This is a genomic window from Paenibacillus xylaniclasticus (assembly GCF_004001065.1).
Lineage (GTDB): Bacteria > Bacillota > Bacilli > Paenibacillales > Paenibacillaceae > Paenibacillus_T > Paenibacillus_T xylaniclasticus.
On record NZ_BIML01000017.1, the window covers coordinates 70504 to 94361 of the forward strand.

Annotated in this window: 21 protein-coding genes; 8 read left to right on the plus strand and 13 right to left on the minus strand. The window is 50.7% G+C overall.

All coding sequences use genetic code 11. The annotated features are described in order from the left end of the window. The first annotated feature begins 82 nt into the window (after nt 1-82). The 5 genes from PXY01_RS15485 (at nt 83) to PXY01_RS15505 (ending at nt 5778) form a co-directional block, all read left to right on the plus strand. Nucleotides 83-670, plus strand: coding sequence for an NAD(P)H-dependent oxidoreductase (locus PXY01_RS15485; protein ID WP_127570921.1), 588 nt, complete (start codon nt 83-85; stop codon nt 668-670). Between the two features lie 329 nt (nt 671-999). Continuing rightward, entirely contained in the window at nt 1000-1698 is a 699-nt protein-coding gene (locus PXY01_RS15490) for a response regulator transcription factor (protein WP_127570922.1), read from the plus strand. Nucleotides 1699-1751: 53 nt separating this feature from the next. Beyond that, complete coding sequence (locus PXY01_RS15495; RefSeq protein WP_127570923.1) at nt 1752-2906, plus strand: sensor histidine kinase; 1155 nt, start codon at nt 1752-1754, stop codon at nt 2904-2906. A gap of 171 nt (nt 2907-3077) precedes the next feature. Beyond that, nucleotides 3078-3854, plus strand: coding sequence for an ABC transporter ATP-binding protein (locus PXY01_RS15500; RefSeq protein ID WP_127570924.1), 777 nt, complete (start codon nt 3078-3080; stop codon nt 3852-3854). Further along, the gene (locus PXY01_RS15505) at nt 3829-5778 is read left to right on the plus strand and encodes an ABC transporter permease (RefSeq protein WP_127570925.1); all 1950 of its coding nucleotides are present in this window, start codon (nt 3829-3831) and stop codon (nt 5776-5778) included. Before PXY01_RS15500 ends, PXY01_RS15505 begins: the two co-directional genes overlap by 26 nt. Before the next feature lie 191 nt (nt 5779-5969). On the opposite strand, the gene PXY01_RS15510 is transcribed toward PXY01_RS15505, so the two are convergent. The 3 genes from PXY01_RS15510 to PXY01_RS15520 all read right to left on the minus strand — a co-directional run bounded on the left by PXY01_RS15510 (nt 5970) and on the right by PXY01_RS15520 (nt 8925). Next, nucleotides 5970-7289: a hypothetical protein gene (locus PXY01_RS15510; protein ID WP_127570926.1), complete on the minus strand. Its 1320-nt coding sequence runs from the start codon at nt 7287-7289 to the stop codon at nt 5970-5972. Further along, complete coding sequence (locus PXY01_RS15515) at nt 7279-7809, minus strand: sigma-70 family RNA polymerase sigma factor (protein ID WP_307719387.1); 531 nt, start codon at nt 7807-7809, stop codon at nt 7279-7281. Before PXY01_RS15515 ends, PXY01_RS15510 begins: the two co-directional genes overlap by 11 nt. A 147-nt stretch (nt 7810-7956) precedes the next feature. Then, the gene (locus PXY01_RS15520; protein ID WP_127570927.1) at nt 7957-8925 is read right to left on the minus strand and encodes an MraY family glycosyltransferase; all 969 of its coding nucleotides are present in this window, start codon (nt 8923-8925) and stop codon (nt 7957-7959) included. A gap of 258 nt (nt 8926-9183) precedes the next feature. Here PXY01_RS15520 and PXY01_RS15525 point away from each other — a divergent pair, with 258 nt between their 5' ends. Together PXY01_RS15525 and PXY01_RS15530 are read left to right on the plus strand one after the other, a co-directional pair. Beyond that, on the plus strand, nt 9184-10995 hold the full coding sequence (locus tag PXY01_RS15525; protein WP_127570928.1) for an RNA polymerase sigma factor: 1812 nt from the start codon (nt 9184-9186) through the stop codon (nt 10993-10995). A 4-nt stretch (nt 10996-10999) separates the two neighbouring features. Next, nucleotides 11000-12136: an ABC transporter substrate-binding protein gene (locus tag PXY01_RS15530; protein ID WP_164744449.1), complete on the plus strand. Its 1137-nt coding sequence runs from the start codon at nt 11000-11002 to the stop codon at nt 12134-12136. Between the two features lie 115 nt (nt 12137-12251). On the opposite strand, the gene PXY01_RS15535 is transcribed toward PXY01_RS15530, so the two are convergent. The 10 genes from PXY01_RS15535 to PXY01_RS15580 all read right to left on the minus strand — a co-directional run bounded on the left by PXY01_RS15535 (nt 12252) and on the right by PXY01_RS15580 (nt 23184). Continuing rightward, the gene (locus tag PXY01_RS15535) at nt 12252-12581 is read right to left on the minus strand and encodes a DUF4190 domain-containing protein (RefSeq protein ID WP_127570930.1); all 330 of its coding nucleotides are present in this window, start codon (nt 12579-12581) and stop codon (nt 12252-12254) included. 330 nt (nt 12582-12911) lie between these two features. Further along, nucleotides 12912-13298, minus strand: coding sequence for a hypothetical protein (locus tag PXY01_RS15540; protein ID WP_127570931.1), 387 nt, complete (start codon nt 13296-13298; stop codon nt 12912-12914). 79 nt (nt 13299-13377) lie between these two features. Then, a complete protein-coding gene (locus PXY01_RS15545; RefSeq protein ID WP_127570932.1) occupies nt 13378-13758 on the minus strand; it encodes a hypothetical protein in 381 nt (126 codons plus the stop codon). A gap of 358 nt (nt 13759-14116) precedes the next feature. Continuing rightward, nucleotides 14117-15238, minus strand: coding sequence for a DUF4303 domain-containing protein (locus PXY01_RS15550; protein ID WP_127570933.1), 1122 nt, complete (start codon nt 15236-15238; stop codon nt 14117-14119). 175 nt (nt 15239-15413) lie between these two features. Continuing rightward, nucleotides 15414-16280, minus strand: a complete 867-nt coding sequence (locus tag PXY01_RS15555; RefSeq protein WP_127570934.1) for a hypothetical protein — start codon at nt 16278-16280, stop codon at nt 15414-15416. A gap of 158 nt (nt 16281-16438) precedes the next feature. Then, nucleotides 16439-17464, minus strand: a complete 1026-nt coding sequence (locus tag PXY01_RS15560) for a phage lytic cycle repressor MrpR family protein (RefSeq protein ID WP_127570935.1) — start codon at nt 17462-17464, stop codon at nt 16439-16441. Nucleotides 17465-17644: 180 nt separating this feature from the next. Next, on the minus strand, nt 17645-18763 hold the full coding sequence (locus PXY01_RS15565) for an ABC transporter substrate-binding protein (RefSeq protein WP_127570936.1): 1119 nt from the start codon (nt 18761-18763) through the stop codon (nt 17645-17647). Between the two features lie 93 nt (nt 18764-18856). Beyond that, nucleotides 18857-20134, minus strand: a complete 1278-nt coding sequence (locus PXY01_RS15570; RefSeq protein ID WP_127570937.1) for a methyl-accepting chemotaxis protein — start codon at nt 20132-20134, stop codon at nt 18857-18859. Between the two features lie 127 nt (nt 20135-20261). Next, the gene (locus PXY01_RS15575) at nt 20262-21470 is read right to left on the minus strand and encodes an MFS transporter (RefSeq protein ID WP_127570938.1); all 1209 of its coding nucleotides are present in this window, start codon (nt 21468-21470) and stop codon (nt 20262-20264) included. A gap of 208 nt (nt 21471-21678) precedes the next feature. Next, a complete protein-coding gene (locus PXY01_RS15580; protein WP_127570939.1) occupies nt 21679-23184 on the minus strand; it encodes a protein adenylyltransferase SelO in 1506 nt (501 codons plus the stop codon). A gap of 197 nt (nt 23185-23381) precedes the next feature. On the opposite strand from PXY01_RS15580, the gene PXY01_RS15585 reads away from it, so the two are divergent. Next, nucleotides 23382-23795, plus strand: coding sequence for a hypothetical protein (locus PXY01_RS15585; protein WP_127570940.1), 414 nt, complete (start codon nt 23382-23384; stop codon nt 23793-23795). Nucleotides 23796-23858 lie beyond the last annotated feature (63 nt).

Consider the following 23858-nt stretch of genomic DNA (forward strand, 5'->3'; position numbering starts at 1 on the left):
AACAATTATCATTTGACAACCATTTTGTCCGCGTGATAAGGTTTTAATTATCAAAAGATAACTAAAGAGGTGAGCCCATCCGATGAATATACTCGTTATTTATACCCATCCGAATCATAATAGTTTAAGCTATGCCTTCCTGCAGAAGGTGATCCAAGGCTGCAGCGACAATGCTCGTGTGAATGATGTCCAAGTACTCGATCTGTATGCCGAATCGTTCAACCCGGTGCTCGTATTCAACGAGACCAAACGACGACGGGATATGCATAAAGACCCCGCACTACAGCAATACCGGGAACAACTGTTATGGGCCGACAAAATCGTATTCGTCTACCCGATCTGGTGGGGCCGCCCTCCGGCTATGCTGCTCGGTTACATTGACCAGATGTTTGCATCGAATTTCGCTTTCCGGGATACGAAGCATTTGCTGCCGGAAGGACTGCTCAAGGGTAAATCGGTTGTCTGCATCTCCACTATGAAAGGCCCTACATTCTATCCTCTTTATTGGCTAAACAACGCCCATAAGGTACTCATGCGCAGGGCACTGTTCCGATATGTCGGCATCCGCAAGGTCAAGTTTTTCGAATTCGGCAGCATGGAAAAGCCGAACGGACAGCAGCAGAAGAAGCTTGATAAGGTGTACCGTTACTTCAAGACCGTCTCGGTATAATGCTCCGGTAACAAATTTATGCATACGATGCAGCAACCTCGCTGGCCATCGGCGGCTGCGGATTCCGCAATACAGCGATTTCGACGACCGACCGCTGCAAATTCCGCGATGCTGAGATTTCACTGCAGCCAGTCGTTGCCGGCCGCCGGCGATTCCCGCTCCCGTCAATTAGGTACCTTTCAGCACCTATGCCTCTGCTACACTCGAACACTGCCCTCTTGCCATAGACACCTGTTCACGTCTCTCCCTCTTCGGACCTACTCCAAGTTGCCAGCACTAGCATTATAGGATACCCTATATTTTGACATGAGTGAGGGGGGCGACACGCTATGTACCGCATTATGATTATCGAGGACGATGACAAAATCGCTTCGATTCTTCAGCAATATATCGAACGTTACGGCTATGAGGTTATCCGCGCAGCGCGATTCCGCGAGCTGAAGCAAGAGTTCGTGGAGACGAAGCCGGACCTCGTGCTGCTCGACATTAACCTGCCGCACTTCGACGGATTTTACTGGTGCCGTCAGATTCGAACAGTGTCCAATGTGCCGATCATCTTCTTATCTGCCCGGGTCGGCGATATGGATCAGGTCATGGCAATCGAGAATGGCGGTGACGATTATATGACGAAGCCGTTCCATCTGGATGTCGTCATGGCCAAAATAAAAAGCGCCCTCCGTCGCGCATATGGAGAGTACGCTGCCCCAGCTTCAGGTACGGATGAGCTCCAATCGAACGGCTTAAAGCTTGACCGCGCCCGTAACATTGTCGAATGGAATGGCCGGCAGACCGACCTTTCCCGCAACGAGTGCCTTCTGCTCGCGTCACTGCTCGCTAAGGCTGGCCGAATCGTAAGCCGGGATGAGCTGCTTGAAGCACTGTGGGACAGCGTCCATTTCGTCGATGACAATACGCTGAATGTCAATGTCACGCGGGTACGCAAGAAGCTGGAAGAGCTTGGCCTGCCGAAAGTGATCGAGACCGTTCGCGGACAAGGCTATCGGCTCGACCTGTCGCAGTACGCGTAATCCGCATACAGCGTCATCCGCCGCTGACCACATCATCCAAGGAGTGAATCTCGATGTCCCGGTATGAACCGCCGCGGCATTCGCCGCCCAAGCATCAGCAGCATACTCAGCCTTCAGCTCCGCGGATCTTCACCATTCAATCGTTTCTGCTCGACAGGCTGCCTTATATCGCATCATTTTACTTGGCGCTCGCCTTCATCCTGCTCATCATCTTACTAGATTCCGGACGCGGCGCGATGCCTAGCATGAGTAATCTCTTATATATGGCTCTACTAGCTTCGGTCGTCATCGTTGGCTGGCTTGCCTGGGATTATGCTCGTCAGCGGCCGTATTACCGACAGGTTGCCGAGATGCTCGCTGAGGAGAATCCGACCATCGTGTCCATTGTACGCGTACAGGATGGCGTTACCTGTGAGCAGCAGACAGTGCAGCGATTGCTGGAGCATCAGCACAAAGCATTCTCGGACGAGCTTGCAGATTATCGCCGCCAACGGGAACACCATCTGCATTTTACGAACCAATGGGTTCACCATATGAAGACGCCGGTATCGGTTATTGACCTGCTTTTGCAGCAGGCCGCGGAGCAGCAGATCGCCGAGAATGAAACCACCGCTAGCCGAATGCTGCACAGCAGCATCCAAGAGGAGCTCGACCGCATATCCCGGGGGCTGGAAATGATGCTCCACACCGCACGGCTCGATCAATTCCGCATGGATGTTAGAATCGAGCGCATTCAACTCCTTCCTCTTATCCGCCAAGTAATTAACGGCCATAAGAAGGCGTGCATCCGGACGTCCATTTTTCCGCGTGTCGAAGGCAGCGATATGTTCGTCGAGACGGATGCCAAATGGCTGACCTTTGTGCTGAATCAGCTCATGACGAACGCCATCAAATATTCGAAGAACAAGCCAGGCAGCAAAACGCTGCTGTTCGAGACGAAGCAACTGCCAGGAGGAGGCTGCACCTTATCGGTGACGGACGAAGGCATCGGCATTGCAGAGCACGATCTAGTAAGGGTGTTCGATCCTTTCTTTACCGGTGAGAACGGCAGGTTGATCGAGGAGTCGACCGGCATGGGACTGTATCTTGCTCATGAAGTGTGCAGCCGGCTCGGTCATGAAATCTCCATTGAGTCGGAGCTTGGCCGCGGAACGACGGTTACGATACATTTTCGCAGCGATGCCATTCATCAAGGACTGGTGATGTAACCGACCGAGGCTGTAAGCAAGCAGCAATAAAGGTGACAAGATTGTAAGCTTCAAAGGCCAACCTGAAAGGTAAATCAATTCAAACCGCCGCTCCCTCTCGCCTATACTATGAACATAACATAGTTGCTGCAATAACCAGCCATACTAGTAACCTAAGCGGAGGGAATCCCAATGAGCGTATTAAAAGCCCAAGGGCTAACGAAAGTATACGGATCTAAAGGTAAAATGCTGTACCGGGCGCTAAGCGACATCGATCTCGACATTCAAAAGGGCGAATTCGTCGGAGTCATGGGCCCGTCAGGAAGCGGCAAAACGACGCTGCTCAACATTCTCGCTACCATCGATAAAGCAACGTCCGGCAAGGTGGAGATCGGCGGCGTCGATCCAGCCATGCTCAACGACAAGAAGCTGGCGCTGTTCCGCCGGAGAGAGCTTGGGTTTATTTTCCAGGACTTCAATCTGCTTGACACGTTGTCGATCAAAGAAAACATCATTCTGCCTCTCGTACTCGACAATACCAATATCAAAGAAATCGAGAAACGGCTGCAACAAAGCGCAGAACTGCTTGGCATCACCTCCATTCTCGATAAGCGGACGTACGAAGTATCCGGCGGCCAGAAGCAGCGGGCGGCCATCGCACGGGCGATGATTCATCAGCCGGCAATTCTGCTGGCGGACGAGCTGACCGGCAACCTCGACTCGAAGGCAGCTAAGGATGTCATGGACTCGCTGAAGGACTTGAATGAACAGATGGGCGCCACGATTATGATGGTGACGCACGATCCTTTTGCCGCCAGCTACTGCAAACGCATTGTGTTTATAAAGGACGGGGCGTTCTTCTCGGAAATTCGACGTGGCACGAACCGGCAGGCGTTCTTCCAGCAAATTCTCGATTCGCTGAGTGTGTTGGGAGGGAATTTCGATGAACTTTCGACAGTTCGCAATTAAGAACGTTCCGGGCAATTGGCACCAATACGTCGCCTATTTCTTAAGCAGCGTATTTTCGGTCATGATTTTCTTTATCTATGCTGCTTTCATTTTTCACCCGGATGTTGTTAATGGGCACATTCATGCGGCTAAAGGTGTACGCTCCGGCATGATGTTCTGCGAATATATTATCGTTATTTTCTCGTTCGTCTTCGTTCTATATTCGATGTCAGCGTTCCTCAAATCGAGGAAGAAGGAATTCGGCCTGCTCTCGTTGTTCGGCATGACGAAGGGGCAGATGCGAAAAATGGTACTGTACGAAAATATTGCGACATCGCTGCTCGCCATCGGAACCGGTATTGCGTTCGGCGCCCTGTTCCTTAAGCTGTTCTTTATGGCTCTGTCGAATATACTCGATATGGAGGAGCCAATCCGCTTCCTTATTCCAGGAAAAGCGCTGTTGCTTACGTCGATCGGATTTTTTATTCTGTTTCTGGTCATTACGCTCGTCACGCTCTTCCAGGTCGGAAGAAGCCAGATCATTGACCTGCTCAGAGCTTCCAAGAAGCCGAAGTCACCTCCCCTTGCATCGCCTTGGCTCGTGCTGCTGTCGATTTGCTGCTTAGGCGCAGGCTACTACATGGCATACACGATGAGACTGACGAATGCCATGATCTATATGCTGCCCGTCGTTGCACTCGTAGTGATCGGCACGTTTTTCTTGTTCACCCAAGCGAGCGTGATCATATTCCGGTGGCTGCAGCGTAGAAAATCGCTTTACTACAAACAGACGAACCTAATGACGATCTCCCAGCTCGTGTTCAAAATGAAAGATAATGCGCGCATTCTGTTCGCTGTTTCCGTCATGAGCGCCGTCATTCTGACAGCCTCAGGTACGTTCTACGTCTTCTTCCTCAGCGCGAAGGAGCAGCTGCTGGACACGGTGCCGCAAACAATATCCTACTATGAGAGGGGCGTAAATAAGCACGAGGTTCTCGATCCTGAGAAGGTACGTGCTATCTTCAAGGAGGATGACGTTAAGCTTGCCTACGAGGTAGAGCTTGTCGGCGCCCCGGCTGAGCTTCCTGTCATCGGACGAAGACCAGCAACGGCCGATGTCTTGATTATATCTGAAGAGGATTACAACAATTATGGACAGAAGCTTCACCGCTCCCGGCCGATTCTTCAAGTGGAGCCAGGGCATGCGGTATATGTCCTTCCGTACATCGGTATAACAAAATCATTCATCGAGACCAACAAGCCTCATCAAGTCAAAGTAAACGAAGGGACTCTTGAGCTATCCCTCACGATGGATCGTCAAGTAAACGAGGGAGCGATCGCTTATTCGAGAAGCACGGCGACTGAGCTGCTCGTCGTCGATACTGCACAGTATGAACAGATTATGCAGGCTGTACCAGACGATCAGAAATTCGCCGTATACGGCTTCGAGCCAAGCAACTGGTTATCCACAGGCAATACGACAGCAAAAATTGAAGCACTCGTTCCCGAGAACCAGAAACACGCGTTCGATAACCGGGTTTCACTGTATGAGGAGACGAAGCAATCGATGGGGCTCACATTATTCATCGGGCTGTTCATCAGCATCCTGTTCTTCATCGCCTCCGGCAGCATGCTTTACTTCAAGCTGTTCACCGAATTAGAGGAAGACCGCGAACAATTCCGTTCACTCAACCGGATCGGAATGACGACCGGCGAAATTCGCCGAACGATCACGACGCAGATTGCGATCATCTTCTTCGTCCCTTGCCTTGTCGGCATCGTGCACACCATGTTCGCCATGAAGTCGCTCGGCAACCTGCTCTCCGTGAGCGCATTGCAATATTCACTTGTCGTCGTAGGCATCTATATCGTCATGCAGAGCCTCTATTTCTTCGCCGCTCGCCGCTCTTACTTGAACAAGATTACGAAGAGCTTTACGAGCTAGATAGACAATTCCCCTCTAGGTAGCGGTTATGTTATCTAACCTGCCTACTTAGAGGGGAGAAATTGGAATATGCTTTACATACCACACCTCATAATGATCGATTTCGTTCTTCTCATTCCAGTGAAAGTGAATAAACTGATAATTCATGACACCACATCATCCGAATCCGGCTGTTTAAAGAGGCTTCTTCATCATGCATCTCCTTCACTACTAGCCTCGAACGCCGACACCGGAAGCTCGAACGTCCATGGGCCTCTTATGACGACGCCGGGCCGGCTGAAATCCAATTGTATCGTCTTACTGTCGGGTGCTACTGCAACTTCAATAAACTCAAACACGCCTGTTTCTTCTTGCAGTTGGACCATATTGTTACGATCGAGTGAGAAATAATACAGGGACGACGGCGCATTCTCATCATAATAGAAGTCAAAATACGCTCTGAATTTACGATCCGATACTTTCTCGGTCTTGGTCACTGTCACCGGGAATCCAGCCAACTCGAACGTCTTGTTCAGATGATCGTTAGTCTCAATCGCGAGTTCAATCGATGCCGTATCCGAGTACGTGACACTTATCTCCGGAATGGTCAGAGTCAATGGATCCGATTCGCCATTTGCAGGCAGCTTGAAGACGAACTCATTAGCCGGAGCGGCCATAGTCATCAGCTTCTCAATATCCACCTTGGTGCCGGATGTATCCGTTAAGAATAATTTCAAGCTTTCATCGTGCATATCGACTCCGTTAATTCCATAATCACTAATCTCAAAGTCTAAGGCATGCTCCGATATTAACGACACTTTCGCTTTATCCCCTGCTCGATCTGTAATGGCCGTGATCGTTACGCCGTTGACCGTCTGAGTAGCCCCTAATGCCGTGTAGCTGTCATAGCGCTCAGCCTTGTCCAACGTCACCGGCACTTCCATTGCGGGCAAGCTTGAGCCAAGACTGTTAAATAGAATAAGCTTCAGTGGACCACTGGCATCAAGCTTTCCTTGATATTCATATTGCGCTGTCCATTCATGATCGGTGGAGTTAGACATTCTAATATCCAAGTCATAAGCCTCTCCCTGCCCATCCACTAATTTTACATAAGAATGGAGAGCATTCTTGTTACTTCCCGTCATTCTAATCACAGTAGACCGCTCATCGGACATCATCCCTAATATCGTTACAGAGCCATCCCTGACTGTCAGTGCGATCGGCTTCCGCAGCACATACCGATCGGCCCTTGCTTCTTCCTCCTTCATAACGCCTATACCCGGTACATACTGCAGCACCTTCTGCACCGCCGCCCATACTTTCGCCTCATCGGCGAGCGCTGCTCCCCCGACGCACAGGGCTATAACCGCCGTTGCTGCTGACATTCGAGTAAACCGTCTGCGTCTTTGGCTGCGCAGCCCTTCCTGCCTCTCTTGCACGGCCTGCCGAATACCAAGCCGGCTACGTTCCCCTAATTGAGCCGGCAGCGGGATCATAGAGAGCTCCTGGCTCAGCCTGTTCTTATCCGCCATAGACTTCTTCCTCCTCTACACGTATCCTAAGCTTGCGCAGCGCCCGATATAACAAGGTCTTGCCCGTGCCAAGCGGAATGCGCAGCAGCTCAGCCGCCTCTCGAATCGTCATATCATAATAAAATCGTAAGATAACGACATGCTTCTCTTCCTCATCCAACGTCTCGATCATATCCTTCAAAGATATCGCCAGCGGCAAATCCCCGTCGTCGCCGGCTTTTAAATCCGTCCAATACTCTGATCGCCATTGAGCTTCCTTATTCCGTTTGCGCAGCAAATCGATTGAGCAGCTTATCGCAATCTTAATGAGCCATGTCCGGAAGTACTGCGGCTCCTTGAGTCTACCGATCGACTTGAACGACCGATACGCTGTCTCTTGCACGACATCGAGCGCATCCTCCTGATTGCCCAAATACACATATGCTGTTCGATAGATGTGCGCCTCATGCTGTCCAAACAGCTCAACATAAGCCTCTTCATCGCCCTGCTGTGCCCGCTTCACAAGTTCGATAATGATCAATCACCCACGTTTCTTTTGAGCTCTCTATACCATTAGACGTATATGATGGCACAATCGGCTCTACTTCTGCCAAAAAAAGACTGCAACAGCATGCCAAGCGGCAGCAGTTACAGCCTTATACAGCCATAATATAATGAAGTTTCGTTCTCACTGCTGCTGAAGCAGCAACAAAATAATGGAAAACAAGCTGAGGCAGCTGCTGACCAGATAGAGAAACAGCACGACCTGCTTTGGATTCAGCCCCGTTCGCAGCAGCCGGTAATGCGCTTGGCTCGCATCCGCCTGATAAATCGGCTTGCCTTGGACAGGACGCCTAGCCACAACGAACAAATTGTCGAAGATCGGTACGCCGAGCGCCAGTATCGGGATAAAGATCGACAGCACTGTCGCCTGCTTGAATGCGCCGTCGAGCGCTATAACCGCGAGAATGAAGCCAAGGAACGTTGCTCCCGCATCGCCCATGAACACTTTCGCCGGAGGCTTATTATACCTTAAATACGCGACCGTCACGCCAACCAGAATGATCGCCATCATTGCCGATTCGCTCTGGCCCATCGCCAGCGCCACGACGAACAGCGTACCTGCCGAAATCGCCGACAAGCCGCCAGCCAGTCCATCCATGCCATCGGAGAAGTTAATAACCGTCGTTACGCCAAATATCCATAGAATGGAAAGCGTAAATTGCAGCCACTCCGGAAAATTGAGGAATTGGCCCGTCAGCGGATTTTCGAATCCGTGAAATTTAATGCCGGACGCATACACGAGTACGGCCGCCGACACTTGAACGAGAAACTTCGGCAGTGAAGGAAAGTCTTTGCCTTTCGTTTTGTACCAATCATCCACCGTTCCAATCGTCAGCAGCAGCAATGAGCCTGCGATGATCGCGCCAGTCTGTACCGTAAACCCGCGAACATAAATAAAATAAGTCGCAATAAATCCGATAAAAATGGCATAGCTGGCCGTTAGCGGTATCGGCTGGCGATGAATTTTACGTTCGACGTCCGCACGGGGCTTGTCCACAAAATCTAGACGGAACGCCAGCTTCCCAAGCGGCGGAATTAAGACGTACACAATTAGGAACGATATGGCGAATGCTAGAACGTAAGAAATGGCCATCCTCTCCCTCTGCACATTTGATCGATCAATGTCATAAGAACAGTTCTCCTTAATGCAGACGCTCTGATCTGTCGAAAGGTTTCGAATGCTCCCACATATTTTCTTGGCACAAATAGTCGCCTATTCGTATAATTTACTTAATATTCCCTGCATTTCAAATGTTATTATTATTTTTTTCTTTAAATTGTTCAAATCGTTACAGCGACAGGCATCACTCTTCCTATAGGGCAAAGACGAGTTAAGCTGCGGAGGGCGGACATGGAAATTTACCAATTAGACGGTGCAGCCATTCAATCGAGTCAGCAGGAAGCTGCCGAGGAGCAGCGCAGCAGAGAGCTCGCCGAACGGGCACGGCAGGGTGATACCGAAGCGTTCGGGGAGCTAATCGAGCAGCATCGACATCGTGCGAAGGGCTGGGCCGAGCGGATCACCGGCGATCCTCATATGGCCGACGATATTGTTCAGGACGCGCTTATTCGCGCCTTCCTGCATATTGGTACGCTGCAAGACTCCAGCCGGTTTCTGTCATGGCTGCACCGAATCGTACGAAATCAAGCCTATATGCGCATGCGCCGAGGAGGTCCGTACAAGCATGAAAAGCCGCTGGCCGCATTTAGACCCATCGAGGCGGACAGCAGCCACATCGAATGGAGCGATCTGGACAGCATCTTGTACCATCTTACACGGTCTGCAGCCAAGGCAGCGTCTGGCAACGAGAATGATCCGGCCGAGCATCTCATGCGCAAAGAAATGTACGAAACGATCCACGCGCTGCTGCACTGTCTGACGAAGAAGGAGCGCAGCATATTCGAAGCTTACTTCTTCCGGCAGCTGACCCCAGATGAGATTGCATCTATGTATCAAATGACGACCGGCTCCATCTACACGTATATTCACAGGTCCCGCCAGAAACTGCGTAACGAGCAGGTCCGCGCTTCCCTAGGTCTTGTGCCCGAGAAAGGAGGAAGCGCTGTGATCAAGAGAAAGCAGCTTAATTTGCCAGATTGGCCACCTCATGCTTCGACATCAATCACATTAATAGACCGAATCGGCCACATGCTGACCGCACTTGGCGACCGACGGGATACAGCCGAGCTGATGGGCATATCCGGCTTCGCATTCCGGATGCAGATCTCAGATCGAACGACATTCGCAGACGGTATCTACATGTTCGATTGGCGCCAAACCGTCCAGCAACTGCTTAAGCAGCTTGGTTACGAATCGACACTGCTGTGCGGCCAGCTGTCGAACAAGCCAGTTCCATTGCTGGGCGCCGTCGAACGGTTTCCAGTCGTGCTGCCAATCGAGGAGGCCGTTATTCCATTCATTCGAAAGTATATTGATCTCGGTAAGCCCGTGCTCTACTTCGACACGACCGTATCGCGTCCTTATGTGCATGAATGGTCGCTTATTTACGGTTACGACGATGATCAGCAGACGGTTCAACTAACCGACATCTTAAAGCCTGGCGGCAAGACACTCTCTTACGAGGATATCGCGAATAACCCCGTCCGCTTTCTCGCTGCGGTCGACGGTAAGCATGAGTCCATCTCGCCGAATGTCCCGCGCCAGTTAGACTCGGTCAGCATGCGTACGCACCGCAGCCGTGAAGCGGAGCAAGCTATTCGTTTCGCGATCACGTATGCGAAGAATCGATGGGGCTATTGCCCGATGACGACCTACCTGTCATATACGACCGGGCTAGCCGCTTATGAGCGCTGGATAGAGCATGTGCTCGGAGGGCCGGATAAGCCGCCGAATCGGTACGGTCTTGGTCAACTGGCCGCTGTATACGCGGATGCGAGAGTCTATGCGGCTCAGTATTTGCGAACTGTGCCGTTCGAAGGTGAAGCGATGCGGCTTACCTTGCTAGCTTCCGAGGCGTATGAGCAGGCAGCCGAAGCGCTTAAGAAGCTAAGCGCAGCTGTACCATTCGTAAGGATCGCGGAGATCCTGTCGACGGAGCAATGCAAAGCTTATGCAGCGCTGCTAGAGCAGGCCCGGACATTCGAAGCAGCGGCAATCGAATACTTGGAGAAAGCTATCCAATATGTTGAGGAAGGACAATGATACCATGAGTGACGTAACGGTGCTTCGATTTTTAACTGAGTTTCAAAATCTTCATAACGTTAACGATGCGATCGCATCGTTCGAGCGCCTCCATCCAAATGTACGAATTATTGTCGAGCAAGTGGCAGACCATTTTGAATCGCTGCAGGCGTTCGACGCCGACGATGCGCCGGACATGATCGAATCAGGCGGCTGGTCACTGTTTAACCGTCCCGGTATGTTCGTCGATCTTATGCCATACGTTCATGAGGCACCTGGTCTGCAGGAAGATTTGAACCCTGGTATTATGCGCGTCGCCTGCAAGGACGGCAGTCTCCCTGGGCTGCCGGTAGATGTGGCAGTTCCGCTTATTATGTACGATAAAGAGAAATTCGATCGGGCGAACCTGGCTTATCCGACCGAAGATTGGACTTGGGACGACATGATGACGCTAGGGGAGAAGTTGACTATTCGCAACGAGCAGGGCATCGCCCAGCAGCTCGGCTTTGGCATCGGCGTCGATATTGAATTTTTCGAGCCTTTCATTATGCGTAACGGCGGACGCTGCATCGCGCTGGACGGCATGGCAAGAGGCAGCATCGATCAGCCTGCGGCTATTGAAGCGTTCCAGAAAATTATCGATGCCTACCGTGTGCATCGAATGATTCTGAAGCCAGACGAGCCCTCCGAGGCAGGAAATCTGCATGAGGGCTTTGCGATGGTATTTGCATTCACCTGGTTTACGGGCGACTGCATTCACTATGGCTTTGACAATCGGTTCGGCGTCGTCGGATTGCCGAATATGCCTGGAGGACAGCAAGACAACATGATTTACATGGGCGCTGCGGGCATCACATCGAAGTCACATCATCCGCAGCTCGCATGGGAATTTCTCAACCATTATATTCTGCAGCGCCCAGACCCTTTCCGGTCTGCGTTCACACTGCCGATCACGCGGTCGCTTGCCGAGCAGAGCGGCATGACGGAGCACCCAATCTGGTCCCGATATATTAAAGAGCTCGACCATGTGCAGATCAGCGGCTTCTATCTGAACGAGAAATGGAACTCCTCCCGTCAGCTCATTAACGAAGACATTAATCGAATGATTCTCGAAGGCGCCGATGTTGCACAGACGTTGAAGTCGTGGACTAGGTTTGCTTAGAGCAACCCCGAGATATATCGTCATCCTCAAGGGCTGTAAGTGCAAAATAAGCTGAAGAAAGGGGCTGTCCGTCAGTCTGCTTTGCACAGACTTTCTGGACAGCCCCTTCCAATAATTACAGACTTGTACCAACAGCAACTACTGCGATGATAAGGATGAGCAAGACGATAGCGTACAGCGCCGTGCCGACAATACCGCACACGAGACCTGCAACGGCCAATCCCTTACCTTGCTCGCCCCTCATTTTAATCTCATTAAGCGAGCTTCGCGCAATAACAATAGCTATAATGCCAAGAATGAATCCGATATAAGGAATGATAATGGATAGAATGCCTAGTACAAGAGCTGCGATCGACTTGCCGTTCGTCTTCGGTGGATAAGGGTTGTACGGCGGTGGCGGCGGCGGATAGGATTGAAAACCCTGTTGATTGTAATCATGATTCATTGTAGTTACTCCTTTGCTAGGGCGATTGGTTCCACTTCTATAAGCTGCGCTCTGTCTATTAAAGTAACTCATAGCTGTCATGATATAAAGGTATATTCATGCAGAACAAAACAACTTATGAAACTTTCTCAAACAGTAACACTATTATAGTATTCTCATATTTGGAAAACGTCAACGTGTACTAGATAAGATAATGTCGAATGCACTCGATTGATCCAACAACGACTTAAATGTAAAATAATACTATCTTGAATTGGAGGGTCCCGCGATGATGCCCTTGAATCCCTCCTTTAATATAATAGGTATTTTCTAGACCGTCCGTCTGCTTGCCTAGAAATAAATAATATTCCTCACCAGGCGTAAGTACCTCCTCATCACTTTAGTCCCTAATTGGTAAATGATAATTTCGTCCAGTTTCTTACCCTTCATTGTTTTCGTTACTTTTACCTTTGTCGCAACAGTAGCGTTTGACGGAAACTCTTGTGAAATGGCCGTTCCAGCGACGATTAAGCCGGCATTCTTCTTGTGCTCCTCAATGTTCATCACTCCGTCAGAATACGTTGCAGCGGCAGAGCTTATTGCATTCTGCTTCAACGAGCTTTTAATATCCTCAATGTTGATTCCCTCTATCATACTTGTAGGCGAGCTTGCCTCTTCCCCTTCTGCCGTAGTGTCTATTCGTTGTTTGCAAGCCCTGATGATTTTTGGGTCCATCATGATCTTCGTGTGCTAAATTGACACATCATAAAGAAAGCCGTTGGCTGCCAATCCGGTCGACCAACGGCTTTTTCCCTACTTATAATGCGCCCTCTTCCCGTACGATCTGTTCACCGCGCTCGTAATCTTCCTCCGCCACAATTGCAACCAGCATTATGTCTCGGCCCGTTACTCGGTTATCCGGTCCTCCCGAGCTGTAACCGCTCGCGCTCACGCTGGCGGCGTTCAGAATGCCGGCATCGGGATCATCAAAATCGCCGCCTAGCGTCAGCCGGCCCAGTCCGACGAAATCAGCCGTAATCGTAGAACCAACCCTGTCTAAGCTTTGATATCCAGGCCCGGCATAGCCGTCGATCCGTTCAATTCCGTAATCGATCAGCTTGAGCGACCTCAGCCGTTCAACCGCCTTCTCTGCCTGATTCGGCGTATGAAAATATGCGAAAATCGTCCTTTCGGCCATCCGCTTCTCCCTCCAATGATTCTCATCTATACAGCTGGAGATGTTCTCCACTAGTTTGCTCCAGCCTTCCGGAAGCTATGCGGTCGGTCTTAATGCAGCTGTTTATGAATGCATAGCACGACATAACAAAGGACCGGATACCGCACGAGGCGGCATTCCAATCCTTGTTATTCGTTATGACTCCGTTCCCCGGACCAACGTGTCGTTCTGATACAGCGGTCACCTTGCTCCAGTTCGCATGCGTAGTCTTCGTCGGGTCGAATGAACGCGCTTCCTTCACTTGGCACAACGCTTACCTGCTGAGAGTTCGCGCTCGTACCGACTGCGTTCGTTTAAATAGGGCCTGATCACTAGCCGATTAACGAGCTATTGCAAGCAATTCCGTCATGCCTTCATCCATATCGTCAAACTTCTCGTTCATGATGGCCGCAATCGTACGGCATTGTGCCGCACATTCCTCCGACAGCGGACCGGCAAAATGAAGTGCCTCGATGTAAAACTGAACTTCATCAACATCGTTGCGTTCCAAACTTTCCAAATTGGTAATACGATGCAGCCGCACAAGACATTCTTCCGCCAGTGCCGCTCCATAACGCTCTAACTGCCGGAATACCTCAAATGCTGATTTGCCGCAATCCGAGATCACTCCGGTGCTAGAGTCCCCGCCCGTCATCTCAGCGAACCAATAGTCCAATGCCTCGGTTACGGAGTAGTGCTCAATCGATTTTAACCGCTCCTGGAACTGACGATCCTCCTCTCGCACACGAGAGAATACTCGCGCGAACAGTTCCGGATCGATCGTTTGCCTCATCATGAAGCTATAATCGATATAGTCGTTCCCTGTGGATGTGAACGCGATGAAATCGTCCGTCCGATCCAAAACATTGAATGCTTTCTCTTCTACGAGCCGCATCACCGCTCTCATCGCAAGCACTTGATAACCTGCCTTTACAATACCCGCTTCAAACGCGATGACAGAAGCTGCTTCCCCGTCAGCCGTCTCGTGATCGTCTAAATCTTGAACAAGCTGAGCTAATTGTTCGAATATACGAATGATTCGGCCCTGCTCCCCCATATGCTCCGACCACAGCTGAAAGTCCCAGTCGCCTTGATTGTATTTTAAAGACTCGATTCTATCCGCATGGTAATAGTCTGCATTGTCGGCTTGGTAATCGCTCAGCACCTCTTCAAATCGCTCAAGCGTGTTCAAGTAAATATAGAAGCTGAAATAATCGTCAGCATTCAAACTAAATGCATATACTTGTCGATTATCATCACTCGCCGCAAAAGTCCGAAGCGCATTCCTGCAGCCTTCAACCAAAGCCTCAACAAATTGGTCAGCATTAACAATTTCCACACCATCCGGCTGACTGCGGCTATAGCCTGCGCTCTTATCCTCATACAGAACATAATAGCCTTCTCTTTCGAAAGAGGTTCTCCCCTCCAAGAACCGTCCTAGATAAGAATTATAAAGTCTCAATAGCGAAGCCCCTCTCTTAAACTAAATATTGGCTCTAACTTTCAAATTTATCATATAACATTTATTATTCCAATTAAAGGAATAATTAATCCGAAAAAGTCCTTTCTCAACCAAACGAAATGGTGTAGAAAGGACTCCTCTTCCGTATAGAACTGCAATTATTACAGCTTGATAATCATGACTGTCCTATTATTCTTCGTTTTACAGCTTTTCCATCCCGAACGCACAACGGATTCGCCCAGTACGAAATATCACGCCTATCGAAATCCAATTCTCCCAATATGCTTAAGACCTTGTCTGGCGATTTCCTAAGGACAGAGGGCATCATATATATATCTAGCATCCATAATTCCCTGAGTAACTCGTCTTCTGTCACGCCAATCCAGGTACGGTCAATATACAGATAAGGGATCCTGCCATACTGGCTCATCATAATGAGAATGCGGTCTTCCGGTTCTGGTCCATCCCGAAACAGCTTTCCCGATGGGTAAAACTTTAACCGCTCTATAGGCTCTAGCTCATTATGGTCGAACCAATCATACCTAGGCTCATACGTAATCCCCTTATATTCGTCCAAAATACTTATCAGACAGTTTTCATACCAAGACGCCTTGTCCAATCGATCCGCATTATCGGGATTAAAATATAGAGGATCAAAATCATACGATCGAATCGGTCGTCCTTGCCACGCGCCATCATCCGAGAACAAATAACCTTCCGTCAACTCTGCCAATGCTGAAGCGAGAACCCCGAATGCTAGATTAATAATAGCTGGCTGGCCCATTGATCTCCGGAATATCCAATAATGACCGATGGCGAGCGACCTTCTCACATCGGCATAAGTATCCCCGTACTTACCATAATCATCCCATATATCCACAGTCAGATCATCGACAAACTTATAATAAGCATCGGTGCCCCCACCGTCTTCACTCGGAACAACGTAGAACCAGGCATATTCGTCACTCCATGCAGCAGTGTCAAGACTCTTATCATTGAGAGATATATGTTGTTCCCCAAATCTTACACGAATCTCAGGCATAATCTGCAACTCATAGGGTTGGAGAAAATGGTGCAGCTTTCGGTTAGCGAGTTGCAGCAGCTCCGTTATAGCCGGAACGTTCGATGTTCCCGGATAGACTTGAAATTCCGTACTAATCGTAACTCACTCCTCTATACACATAAACCCTTGCTGTTCAGTCAATTGGACAGTGCGACTTCGCGTCTGATTCGCTGAATATCGTCAGGATACAAGGATTCCAATACATCCAAGTTCAAAAAATCGCGCAACGACCACTTGTACTTCACATCATATTTATGACAAACTTCCTCAATTTGCTTGCGATCAAATTCCTTATCTCGGGCATACAGTTTAACTGCCATGTAGATCATGCCGCTGCGCACGATATTTTTCGTTGTGATCGCTTCCTTATATTCCTCGAACATTGTGAGCGATTTAATCATCTCTAATCGGTTATGAACCGTATAATGGCTTACACTCTTACCTCCATTATTGTTATCCTTGCTGTTCGTAGGAACGCTTTTCAACACGTATTCAGATGGCGCCAGATCTAATATCGGTTTCCAGTTGTCCCTATAGTCAACTGTACCGTTCATCTTGTAATACTCCTTCTCTTTGTTCGCCTCTACCGCATATTGAATCGTACGGTCTTCTACATCAATCTCGCGAACAAATTCACCGTCGACATCATAAATATAAACTTTCTTTTCTACTGCATCCAGATCAGAAATCTTTAAATTCACTAATTCGCTCAGCTTTCCCCCTTGAATCCCATCCCAAAGGGCTTGAATAATAAAACTATCTTGCTTGTTTATTAGCATCTCCTTGTTAATGATCTTTTCTTTCTCTGCATAGCTGATGTAGGTCTTCCCTGCCGGTTGAACAAATTCATAGAAATATTCTTGCCGTCTTTTGAGAGGATTCGTTAAAACTCTTGCCTGGCTTTCAGTTGGATTGTCAATTGCCCATTGGACATAATTTGTTAATACATTACAGTAAGTTCTCGCGCTCTCTTTCGTTTTGGGTCTAAGAACATCTCTTAGAAACAATTCAAATTCGTTATCGCTAAAGTGATACAAATCCTTTCCTAACTCTTTCTCCCTCACAGCAGACTTTCTGAACAAACGTGCATATACTTCTTTAGTACTCACTTTAAATTGGTTCAAATACATTTGCTTAATGCTCTCGTTATACATTTCTGTCATTGCTTCGCTCCCCCGCATGATATGAATATAATTGATTCCATGTCCTTGTTGACTTTTCCTTTGTTGTCCGCTGTATGAACACTAGTGCATCCTCGATTAATGTCGAATCTCATTACACAAAAAAATAGAAGCCGACGACACGAGGCCGACCGGCTTCTATTCCACCCATTGTTAAATATCTTACGCATATCTTGTCCAAGATTGGAGAGTGCGGGAGACATCGGCTCCGTCTACAATCATGCGATAAATATCCTCGTTAATCAATTGACGCGAAGCATTCCACTTTTTGTTCAGGAAGAAGCCACTCAACTGCACATCGTCGAGCTCCTGTAGGTACCGAGACCAGATGGGATGCTTCGTCAAGCCGCGCTGCTCCGCCTGTGATCGGCTGATCGGCGGCATCCATGAATGACACTCCAGCAAATAATGACGCATGAAGCTCCATGCCAAATCCGGATGTGCTGAAGCGGCTGTAATGCCTATGCCGCCCATATAGACCATGTTCGCCCGCTGCCCGCCCGGCATATGCGGCAGTCCGACGACACCATATCTCTCCACCGGCTGCTCCCGCAAAAAGTCATTAGCATTCCACATAAAGGAGAATTTCATAGCACACTCTTCATACCATACATCGGCTGAGCAAGGCTCGTCCGGCATGCGGACGACGCGGTGCTTGCGGAATGCATCCACGATCAGCTGGAACGCTTCGATCGTCGCCGCGCTATCGACAAAGCCTCTCGTTGTCGAACCGTCCGGTGCGACATAACGGCCTCCGTTGCGCATAATGAATGGCTCGAACCACTCAATATCGATTCCGATTCCGAGCCCGAACTGCGACGCGACCCCGTGCTCGTCCCTTAGCGTAAGCTGCTTAGCCAGCGCAATCATGTCCGCCCAAGTCCAATCGTCAGTCGGATAGGCAAGTCCAGCTCGATCGAACTTCTCTTTATCATAAATAATAAGCGGGGCACTTATCTCAATCGGCAGGCTAGGCAATACCCCGCCATGTCTCGCAGCTCGAATGAGACCCATGTACAGATCCTCCTCTAACCCAGAGGTCTCGGTCACATAGCCATTCAAATCCCTAAATACGCCATCAGGATTGCCGATTTGAAGGCCGCCCGTCTCGATAATGTCCGGCGCCTCATCCGACTGCAAGGCACGCATGATTTCAAAATAATCGTTCACCTGCTCCACAACGATGTGTACGCCGGGATTGGCCTGCTCGAACGATGCTTTCGCAGCGAGCAGCTCCCCCATGTTGTAGCTGATTTCGGTCATCAATCGTATTGTCGTCATCCTCAATGCTCCCTTTCTACAGCCATAATGGTTTCCAACAATACACTTGATGCCGCCGGCGACTCGATTTTGAACATTTGATCGGCCAAATCGTTAAAATCTGAATTTGCCAATCCCGCTTTGCAGCGCATCGGTCATCGTCTGCAAATGATTCGAAGCGGCCGCAACCTCCTCAACCATCGCATTCTGCTCCTGTACGGACGCTGCAATTGCACTAAGGCTGTCCGCATTATGCACCGCCGCAACAGCTACCCGCTCCGCATCTTGGCGCATCGCATTCATTTTGGCCGATTGGGTATCCATCAGCCCAGCGATCCGGTTAATAGCCTCGACCGTTCGATGGACGGATTGCGCAATGAGCTGCAGATGGCCGATCGTTTCGCTCGTCTTGGCCGATTCCTCATAAGTATTCCGGGCCTGCTGCTCCATGCGGTCAACCGCAATATTCAGGTCCGTCTGAATCGCTCCGATTAAGTCGCCGACATTCTTCACTTCGGTTGTCGTATGGTTAGCTAGCTTCCTAATTTCGACAGCAACAACCTGAAACCCTTGTCCATGCTCGCCGGCATGAGCCGCCTCAATCGATGCATTCAACGCAAGCAGATGCGTACGGGATGCAATCTCCTCGACGACATGAATAATGCGGCCGATCTGCTCCGCGTGTTGATTCAGCTTTTTGACCAATTCGGTCGTCTCATGGCCCTCCTCCGCAAAACGCTTCATTGCCGCCGAGAGAGAATCGATAGCATCGCTGCTCTGGTCCATCGCCAGCGTCATCTGCTCCGCTTCCCTCTGTGCATCGCCCGTGCAGGACGCGGCATCTGCGGACAGATCGGCAATTTCCTCGATTGAATCATGCATAAGGCGCGACAGCTGAGCCTGCGTTTCCGTATTGCGCGATATTTCCTCTACTCGTTCGGATACATCCGTCAACAGCGCCGCCGCCTGCTCCATCGCCAGCCTCAGCTGCCCAACCTCGGAGCCTGTCGACGTGGAGTGCTGATTAATGTTCGCTACGATGTCGCGTAGACTGACAATCATTCGGTTGAATGATGTTGCCAGCTGCATTAATTCATCCTTGGATTGCGGAATCGAGACGACGACCTGCAGATCGCCTTCTGCTGCCGCGCCGGCTGCCCGATGCAGTTCATTGAGCGGTCTTACAATCCAACGCGCCGTCAGCCAGCCAAGCAGCGCGGTCCAGAATACGCCGAGTCCATAGGTGATAATCGAGAATATCCAGGATTCCATATCCGGGGCCAAATAATCTTTTAATACAAAGATAAAGAACGCGCTAGTGCCATACGTAGTCGCTGCCACAATCGCTATACCTACCACCATCTTCGTCACCAGGCTTGCATTCAACTTCATATGTCTGTCCCTCCAATGTAGTCCGTAAGTGGGAAATCCTACTTATTCCATTATACGCGAAGATGACAAGGGCACTGTGACCTAAGTCACAATGCCCTAATCCTATTATTATATAAAATCTTCCGGCTCACGATACCGTATGCTGGTGCACCTGGGATTGCGGCTTGCGCCGGCCGGGCATCGCAACAAGCAGCGCCCAGATCATGACCGCCAGCATCACCGCTGCTATGACGGCGAACAGCCACCGTGTCGCATCGGCTCCATGCTCATCGAGAAACCAGCCTGCTAGCTTCGGCATTAACGCGCCTCCGATGCCGCCGAATACCATCATGAGACTTGTCGTTTTCTCCGATAGCCCAGGAACCGCCCAATTGACGAATACGAGCGCGATCGAGTACATCCCGGACATAACAAGCCCCGCGAAGAAGGTTAGCACGAACAGACCTTCCACACTCTCAACACCGCCCATTATAACGAAAATGACTGCACAGGAGAAGCATGTAACCATCATATAGGTCCCGCTTCCCCAGCGGTCAGCGGCATGACCCGATACTAACCGACCAAGCACCATCGCTCCCCAGTAGACCGCGAGGGAGATGGATGCCGTCGACTCAACCATCCCATTGTTCTGCACCAGCAGAGACGGAAAGTAATTCACAAAGCTAATCTCAAATCCGACATAGACCGCGAAGAAGCAAGCGCTTCCGAGCCAAATCATTGCAATGCGGGAGCAGCTCATCCTATTGCGCTGTTGAGCAGCTGCCTCGATCTCCTCTTCATTCTCCTCGCGATCCAGAACGGATGGCCACCATAGAGTCCACAGCAGCAGCGTTATCGCCGCCAACGCGCTGACCACAGCGAACGCGGTCACCCAGTAGCCCGCATCGATGAATGCAGCGCCGACGAGCGGCATGACCAGCGCGCCGACGCCGAACGACACCTCCACCCGGCTCATAGCCACGTTAGCTTTGCGGCCTGCCGCCCTAATGATGAACGAGGCGACGACCGCCTCGGTCGTACCAAAGCCAAGTCCTGCGAAGGGCGCAGCCGTCAGCATAATCCCCCACGACGGCTGGCATACATAGACTGCCTCCGCGGCTGTCATAATCGCAAGCGCCGACAGAAGCAGCTTCTTTTTGCCAATTCTTCCGATCAGCCACGGCGCCAGTATAACTCCGAACATTCCGCCAAGGAATTGATGCATGACAAGCTGCCCGCCGTCTCCATATTGAATGCCGTATGCTTGAACCATCGGCTCCATCACGGCGCCGACGACTAGTTGCCCCAACCCGACTACAATGTAGGCAGCACAAGCTAGAATGATTAGCCGAGTCATCTGTTATATTGCTCCTCTCAATTCTTCTTCGGTTAGCTAATTCAGCGCCCCTATCATACCACTGTCTGCAGCCGATGAACTAGGCCGCATTGTGTCGTTTTATTATCGAATTCTGTCTGGAATAATCCGACAGCAGCACGCAATAAAAAAAGAGACCCGCCTGTGGTCACGGAAACATAACCATTCAGGAAGGCCTCATAGCCCATATTTATGTACCACAGAACGTGCGGTACCGCTGACTAGAAGGGGCAGGCAGCATGCAATATTCATCCTGATCGGCTGTGTAGGCGTAAGGATTAGACAAGACCGACAGAAGCCGCTCCATGACGCTGAGGTCACCATGTTCTACCGCCGCTTCGAGCGCTTCTTCTACCCGATGGTTGCGCGGAATAACGGCCGGGTTGCTGCGGCGCATGAGGTCGCGTGCAGCCTCCGCCGACTCTGGCTGTCTGCCGAGCCGCTCCTGCCACCTGTCGTGCCACTGCCCCAACTCTGCCGAGCCTCCATGGGCAGACAGCACGGCCTCATAGTCGCCGATCGTAAGCGAACGGAACGTATTCGTATAATCCGCGCGATACTGCTGCATAAGGCCCAGAAGCTCCTTGATAAGAGCTTCATCCGCTTCCTCCTCTTGCTCCAGCGGGAATAGTCCCAGCTTCGCCTTCATGCCGGATAGCCAATTTGCGTAATAAAGCTCGGCAAATTGCGATATCGCGTCCTCCGCCAGCTCAATTGCCTTCTCCATGTCATCATGGAGCAGCGGTAGCAGCGTCTCTGCGAATCTCGCCAAATTCCAGACACCAATCTGTGGCTGGTTGCCATATGCGTAGCGGCCCTGCGTGTCGATTGAGCTGAATACCGTTGCCGGGTCAAAAGCATCCATGAACGCGCAAGGGCCATAGTCGATCGTCTCGCCGCTAATGGTCATATTATCGGTGTTCATGACGCCATGAATAAATCCGACAAGCTGCCACTGCGCAAGAAGTGCAGCCTGCCGCTTGATGACTTCCCGCAGCAGCGACAAATATCGGCCTCCAACTTCGGCATCGGCTTCCGCAGCCGCATCCGGATAATGACGCTCCAAGGTATAGTCCGCCAGCTCCCGAAGCTCCTCCGTCGTCCTCCACTGCGCGGCATACTGGAACGTGCCGACGCGAATATGGCTGGCCGCCACACGGGTCAGCACAGCACCGGGAAATACGGTTTCCCGGTAGACCGGCTCGCCGGTCGTCACAACTGCTAAGCTGCGCGTCGTCGGAATGCCTAATCCATGCATCGCTTCGCTGATGATATATTCGCGCAGCATCGGGCCGAGCGCGGCACGGCCGTCTCCTCCTCGAGAATACGGCGTTCTGCCCGAGCCCTTCAATTGAATGTCCAGCCTCTCGCCTTGGGGCGTTATGTGCTCGCCAAGCAGCAAGGCGCGACCGTCACCAAGCATCGTGAAATGGCCGAATTGATGCCCAGCATAAGCTTGCGCCAGCGGGGCAGCGCCTTCCGGCACTCGGTTACCTGCCAATACGGCTGTACCGCTCTCGCTCCGCAGCGACTTCGCGTCGAGGCCTAGCGACTTGGCTAATTGATCATTCAAAATCACAAGCTGCGGCGCCTTAACAGGAACCGGTTCCTGTCTGCTATAGAAAGCCTCCGGCAATTGAGCATAGCTATTATCAAAGCGCCAGCCGGGCTGCTGCTTCTCCAAATGTTCTGTCACTGGATCTCCTGCTTCCGTGTAAGAGTTTGAGCCTATTATACCCTTTCCTGCGATATCCTGCGCATGGCCATCCAACCTCGCTTCATCTGTTAAATCCCCCCCTCCACCCCTGCGCTATGAATCCGCTGCGCTTTCGGATTGGATTATACACCATCATCTTTGATAAAATAGTCCCGTCTGAATAGAGGAGGAACGCCATGCGTATCATGATTGTTGTACTATTATTGGCAACGGTGTTAGCAGGCTGCGGCGACGGTAAGCATACGAAAGAGCCGTATACGATGCAGCAGGTGCTCGATGCACTGCAAGCGGAAGGGCTGCAGCTGACGGACGATGCACCTGTCGATCCAGATGACATTTTTCAACAGGGCGTTGATGAGGTGAAGCCTCAGTTCTACCGGCTCGGGGATGGCGTCATCTACATTTATGTGTTCGAGACGAATGATAAGCGTGTTCTAGGCTATGAGAAATTTTATGACCGAACGCTCAAGCAGCTGAAAGCCCATCATTCGCACGAGGCCAACAATGTGTTCATTATCTACACCGGCGGCCAGCAGCAGGGCGATTCGACGAACGACCAGATCCGATCCGCGCTCAAGCGGCTGGAGTAACCCCCCTTTTCGCCTTTGGCTCGTCTCGCCATGAGACGAGTCTCATGGGCTTACCTTAGCGGA

What these genes read in the sequence shown, in the direction of transcription:
- PXY01_RS15485 (WP_127570921.1), top strand. Translation starts at nt 83, where the DNA reads ATGAATATACTCGTTATTTATACCCATCCGAATCATAATAGTTTAAGC.
- PXY01_RS15490 (WP_127570922.1), top strand. Translation starts at nt 1,000, where the DNA reads ATGTACCGCATTATGATTATCGAGGACGATGACAAAATCGCTTCGATT.
- PXY01_RS15495 (WP_127570923.1), top strand. Translation starts at nt 1,752, where the DNA reads ATGTCCCGGTATGAACCGCCGCGGCATTCGCCGCCCAAGCATCAGCAG.
- PXY01_RS15500 (WP_127570924.1), top strand. Translation starts at nt 3,078, where the DNA reads ATGAGCGTATTAAAAGCCCAAGGGCTAACGAAAGTATACGGATCTAAA.
- PXY01_RS15505 (WP_127570925.1), top strand. Translation starts at nt 3,829, where the DNA reads ATGAACTTTCGACAGTTCGCAATTAAGAACGTTCCGGGCAATTGGCAC.
- PXY01_RS15510 (WP_127570926.1), bottom strand. Translation starts at nt 7,289, where the DNA reads ATGGCGGATAAGAACAGGCTGAGCCAGGAGCTCTCTATGATCCCGCTG.
- PXY01_RS15520 (WP_127570927.1), bottom strand. Translation starts at nt 8,925, where the DNA reads ATGGCCATTTCTTACGTTCTAGCATTCGCCATATCGTTCCTAATTGTG.
- PXY01_RS15525 (WP_127570928.1), top strand. Translation starts at nt 9,184, where the DNA reads ATGGAAATTTACCAATTAGACGGTGCAGCCATTCAATCGAGTCAGCAG.
- PXY01_RS15530 (WP_164744449.1), top strand. Translation starts at nt 11,000, where the DNA reads ATGAGTGACGTAACGGTGCTTCGATTTTTAACTGAGTTTCAAAATCTT.
- PXY01_RS15535 (WP_127570930.1), bottom strand. Translation starts at nt 12,581, where the DNA reads ATGAATCATGATTACAATCAACAGGGTTTTCAATCCTATCCGCCGCCG.
- PXY01_RS15540 (WP_127570931.1), bottom strand. Translation starts at nt 13,298, where the DNA reads ATGATGGACCCAAAAATCATCAGGGCTTGCAAACAACGAATAGACACT.
- PXY01_RS15545 (WP_127570932.1), bottom strand. Translation starts at nt 13,758, where the DNA reads ATGGCCGAAAGGACGATTTTCGCATATTTTCATACGCCGAATCAGGCA.
- PXY01_RS15555 (WP_127570934.1), bottom strand. Translation starts at nt 16,280, where the DNA reads ATGCCTGAGATTCGTGTAAGATTTGGGGAACAACATATATCTCTCAAT.
- PXY01_RS15560 (WP_127570935.1), bottom strand. Translation starts at nt 17,464, where the DNA reads ATGACAGAAATGTATAACGAGAGCATTAAGCAAATGTATTTGAACCAA.
- PXY01_RS15565 (WP_127570936.1), bottom strand. Translation starts at nt 18,763, where the DNA reads ATGACGACAATACGATTGATGACCGAAATCAGCTACAACATGGGGGAG.
- PXY01_RS15570 (WP_127570937.1), bottom strand. Translation starts at nt 20,134, where the DNA reads ATGAAGTTGAATGCAAGCCTGGTGACGAAGATGGTGGTAGGTATAGCG.
- PXY01_RS15575 (WP_127570938.1), bottom strand. Translation starts at nt 21,470, where the DNA reads ATGACTCGGCTAATCATTCTAGCTTGTGCTGCCTACATTGTAGTCGGG.
- PXY01_RS15585 (WP_127570940.1), top strand. Translation starts at nt 23,382, where the DNA reads ATGCGTATCATGATTGTTGTACTATTATTGGCAACGGTGTTAGCAGGC.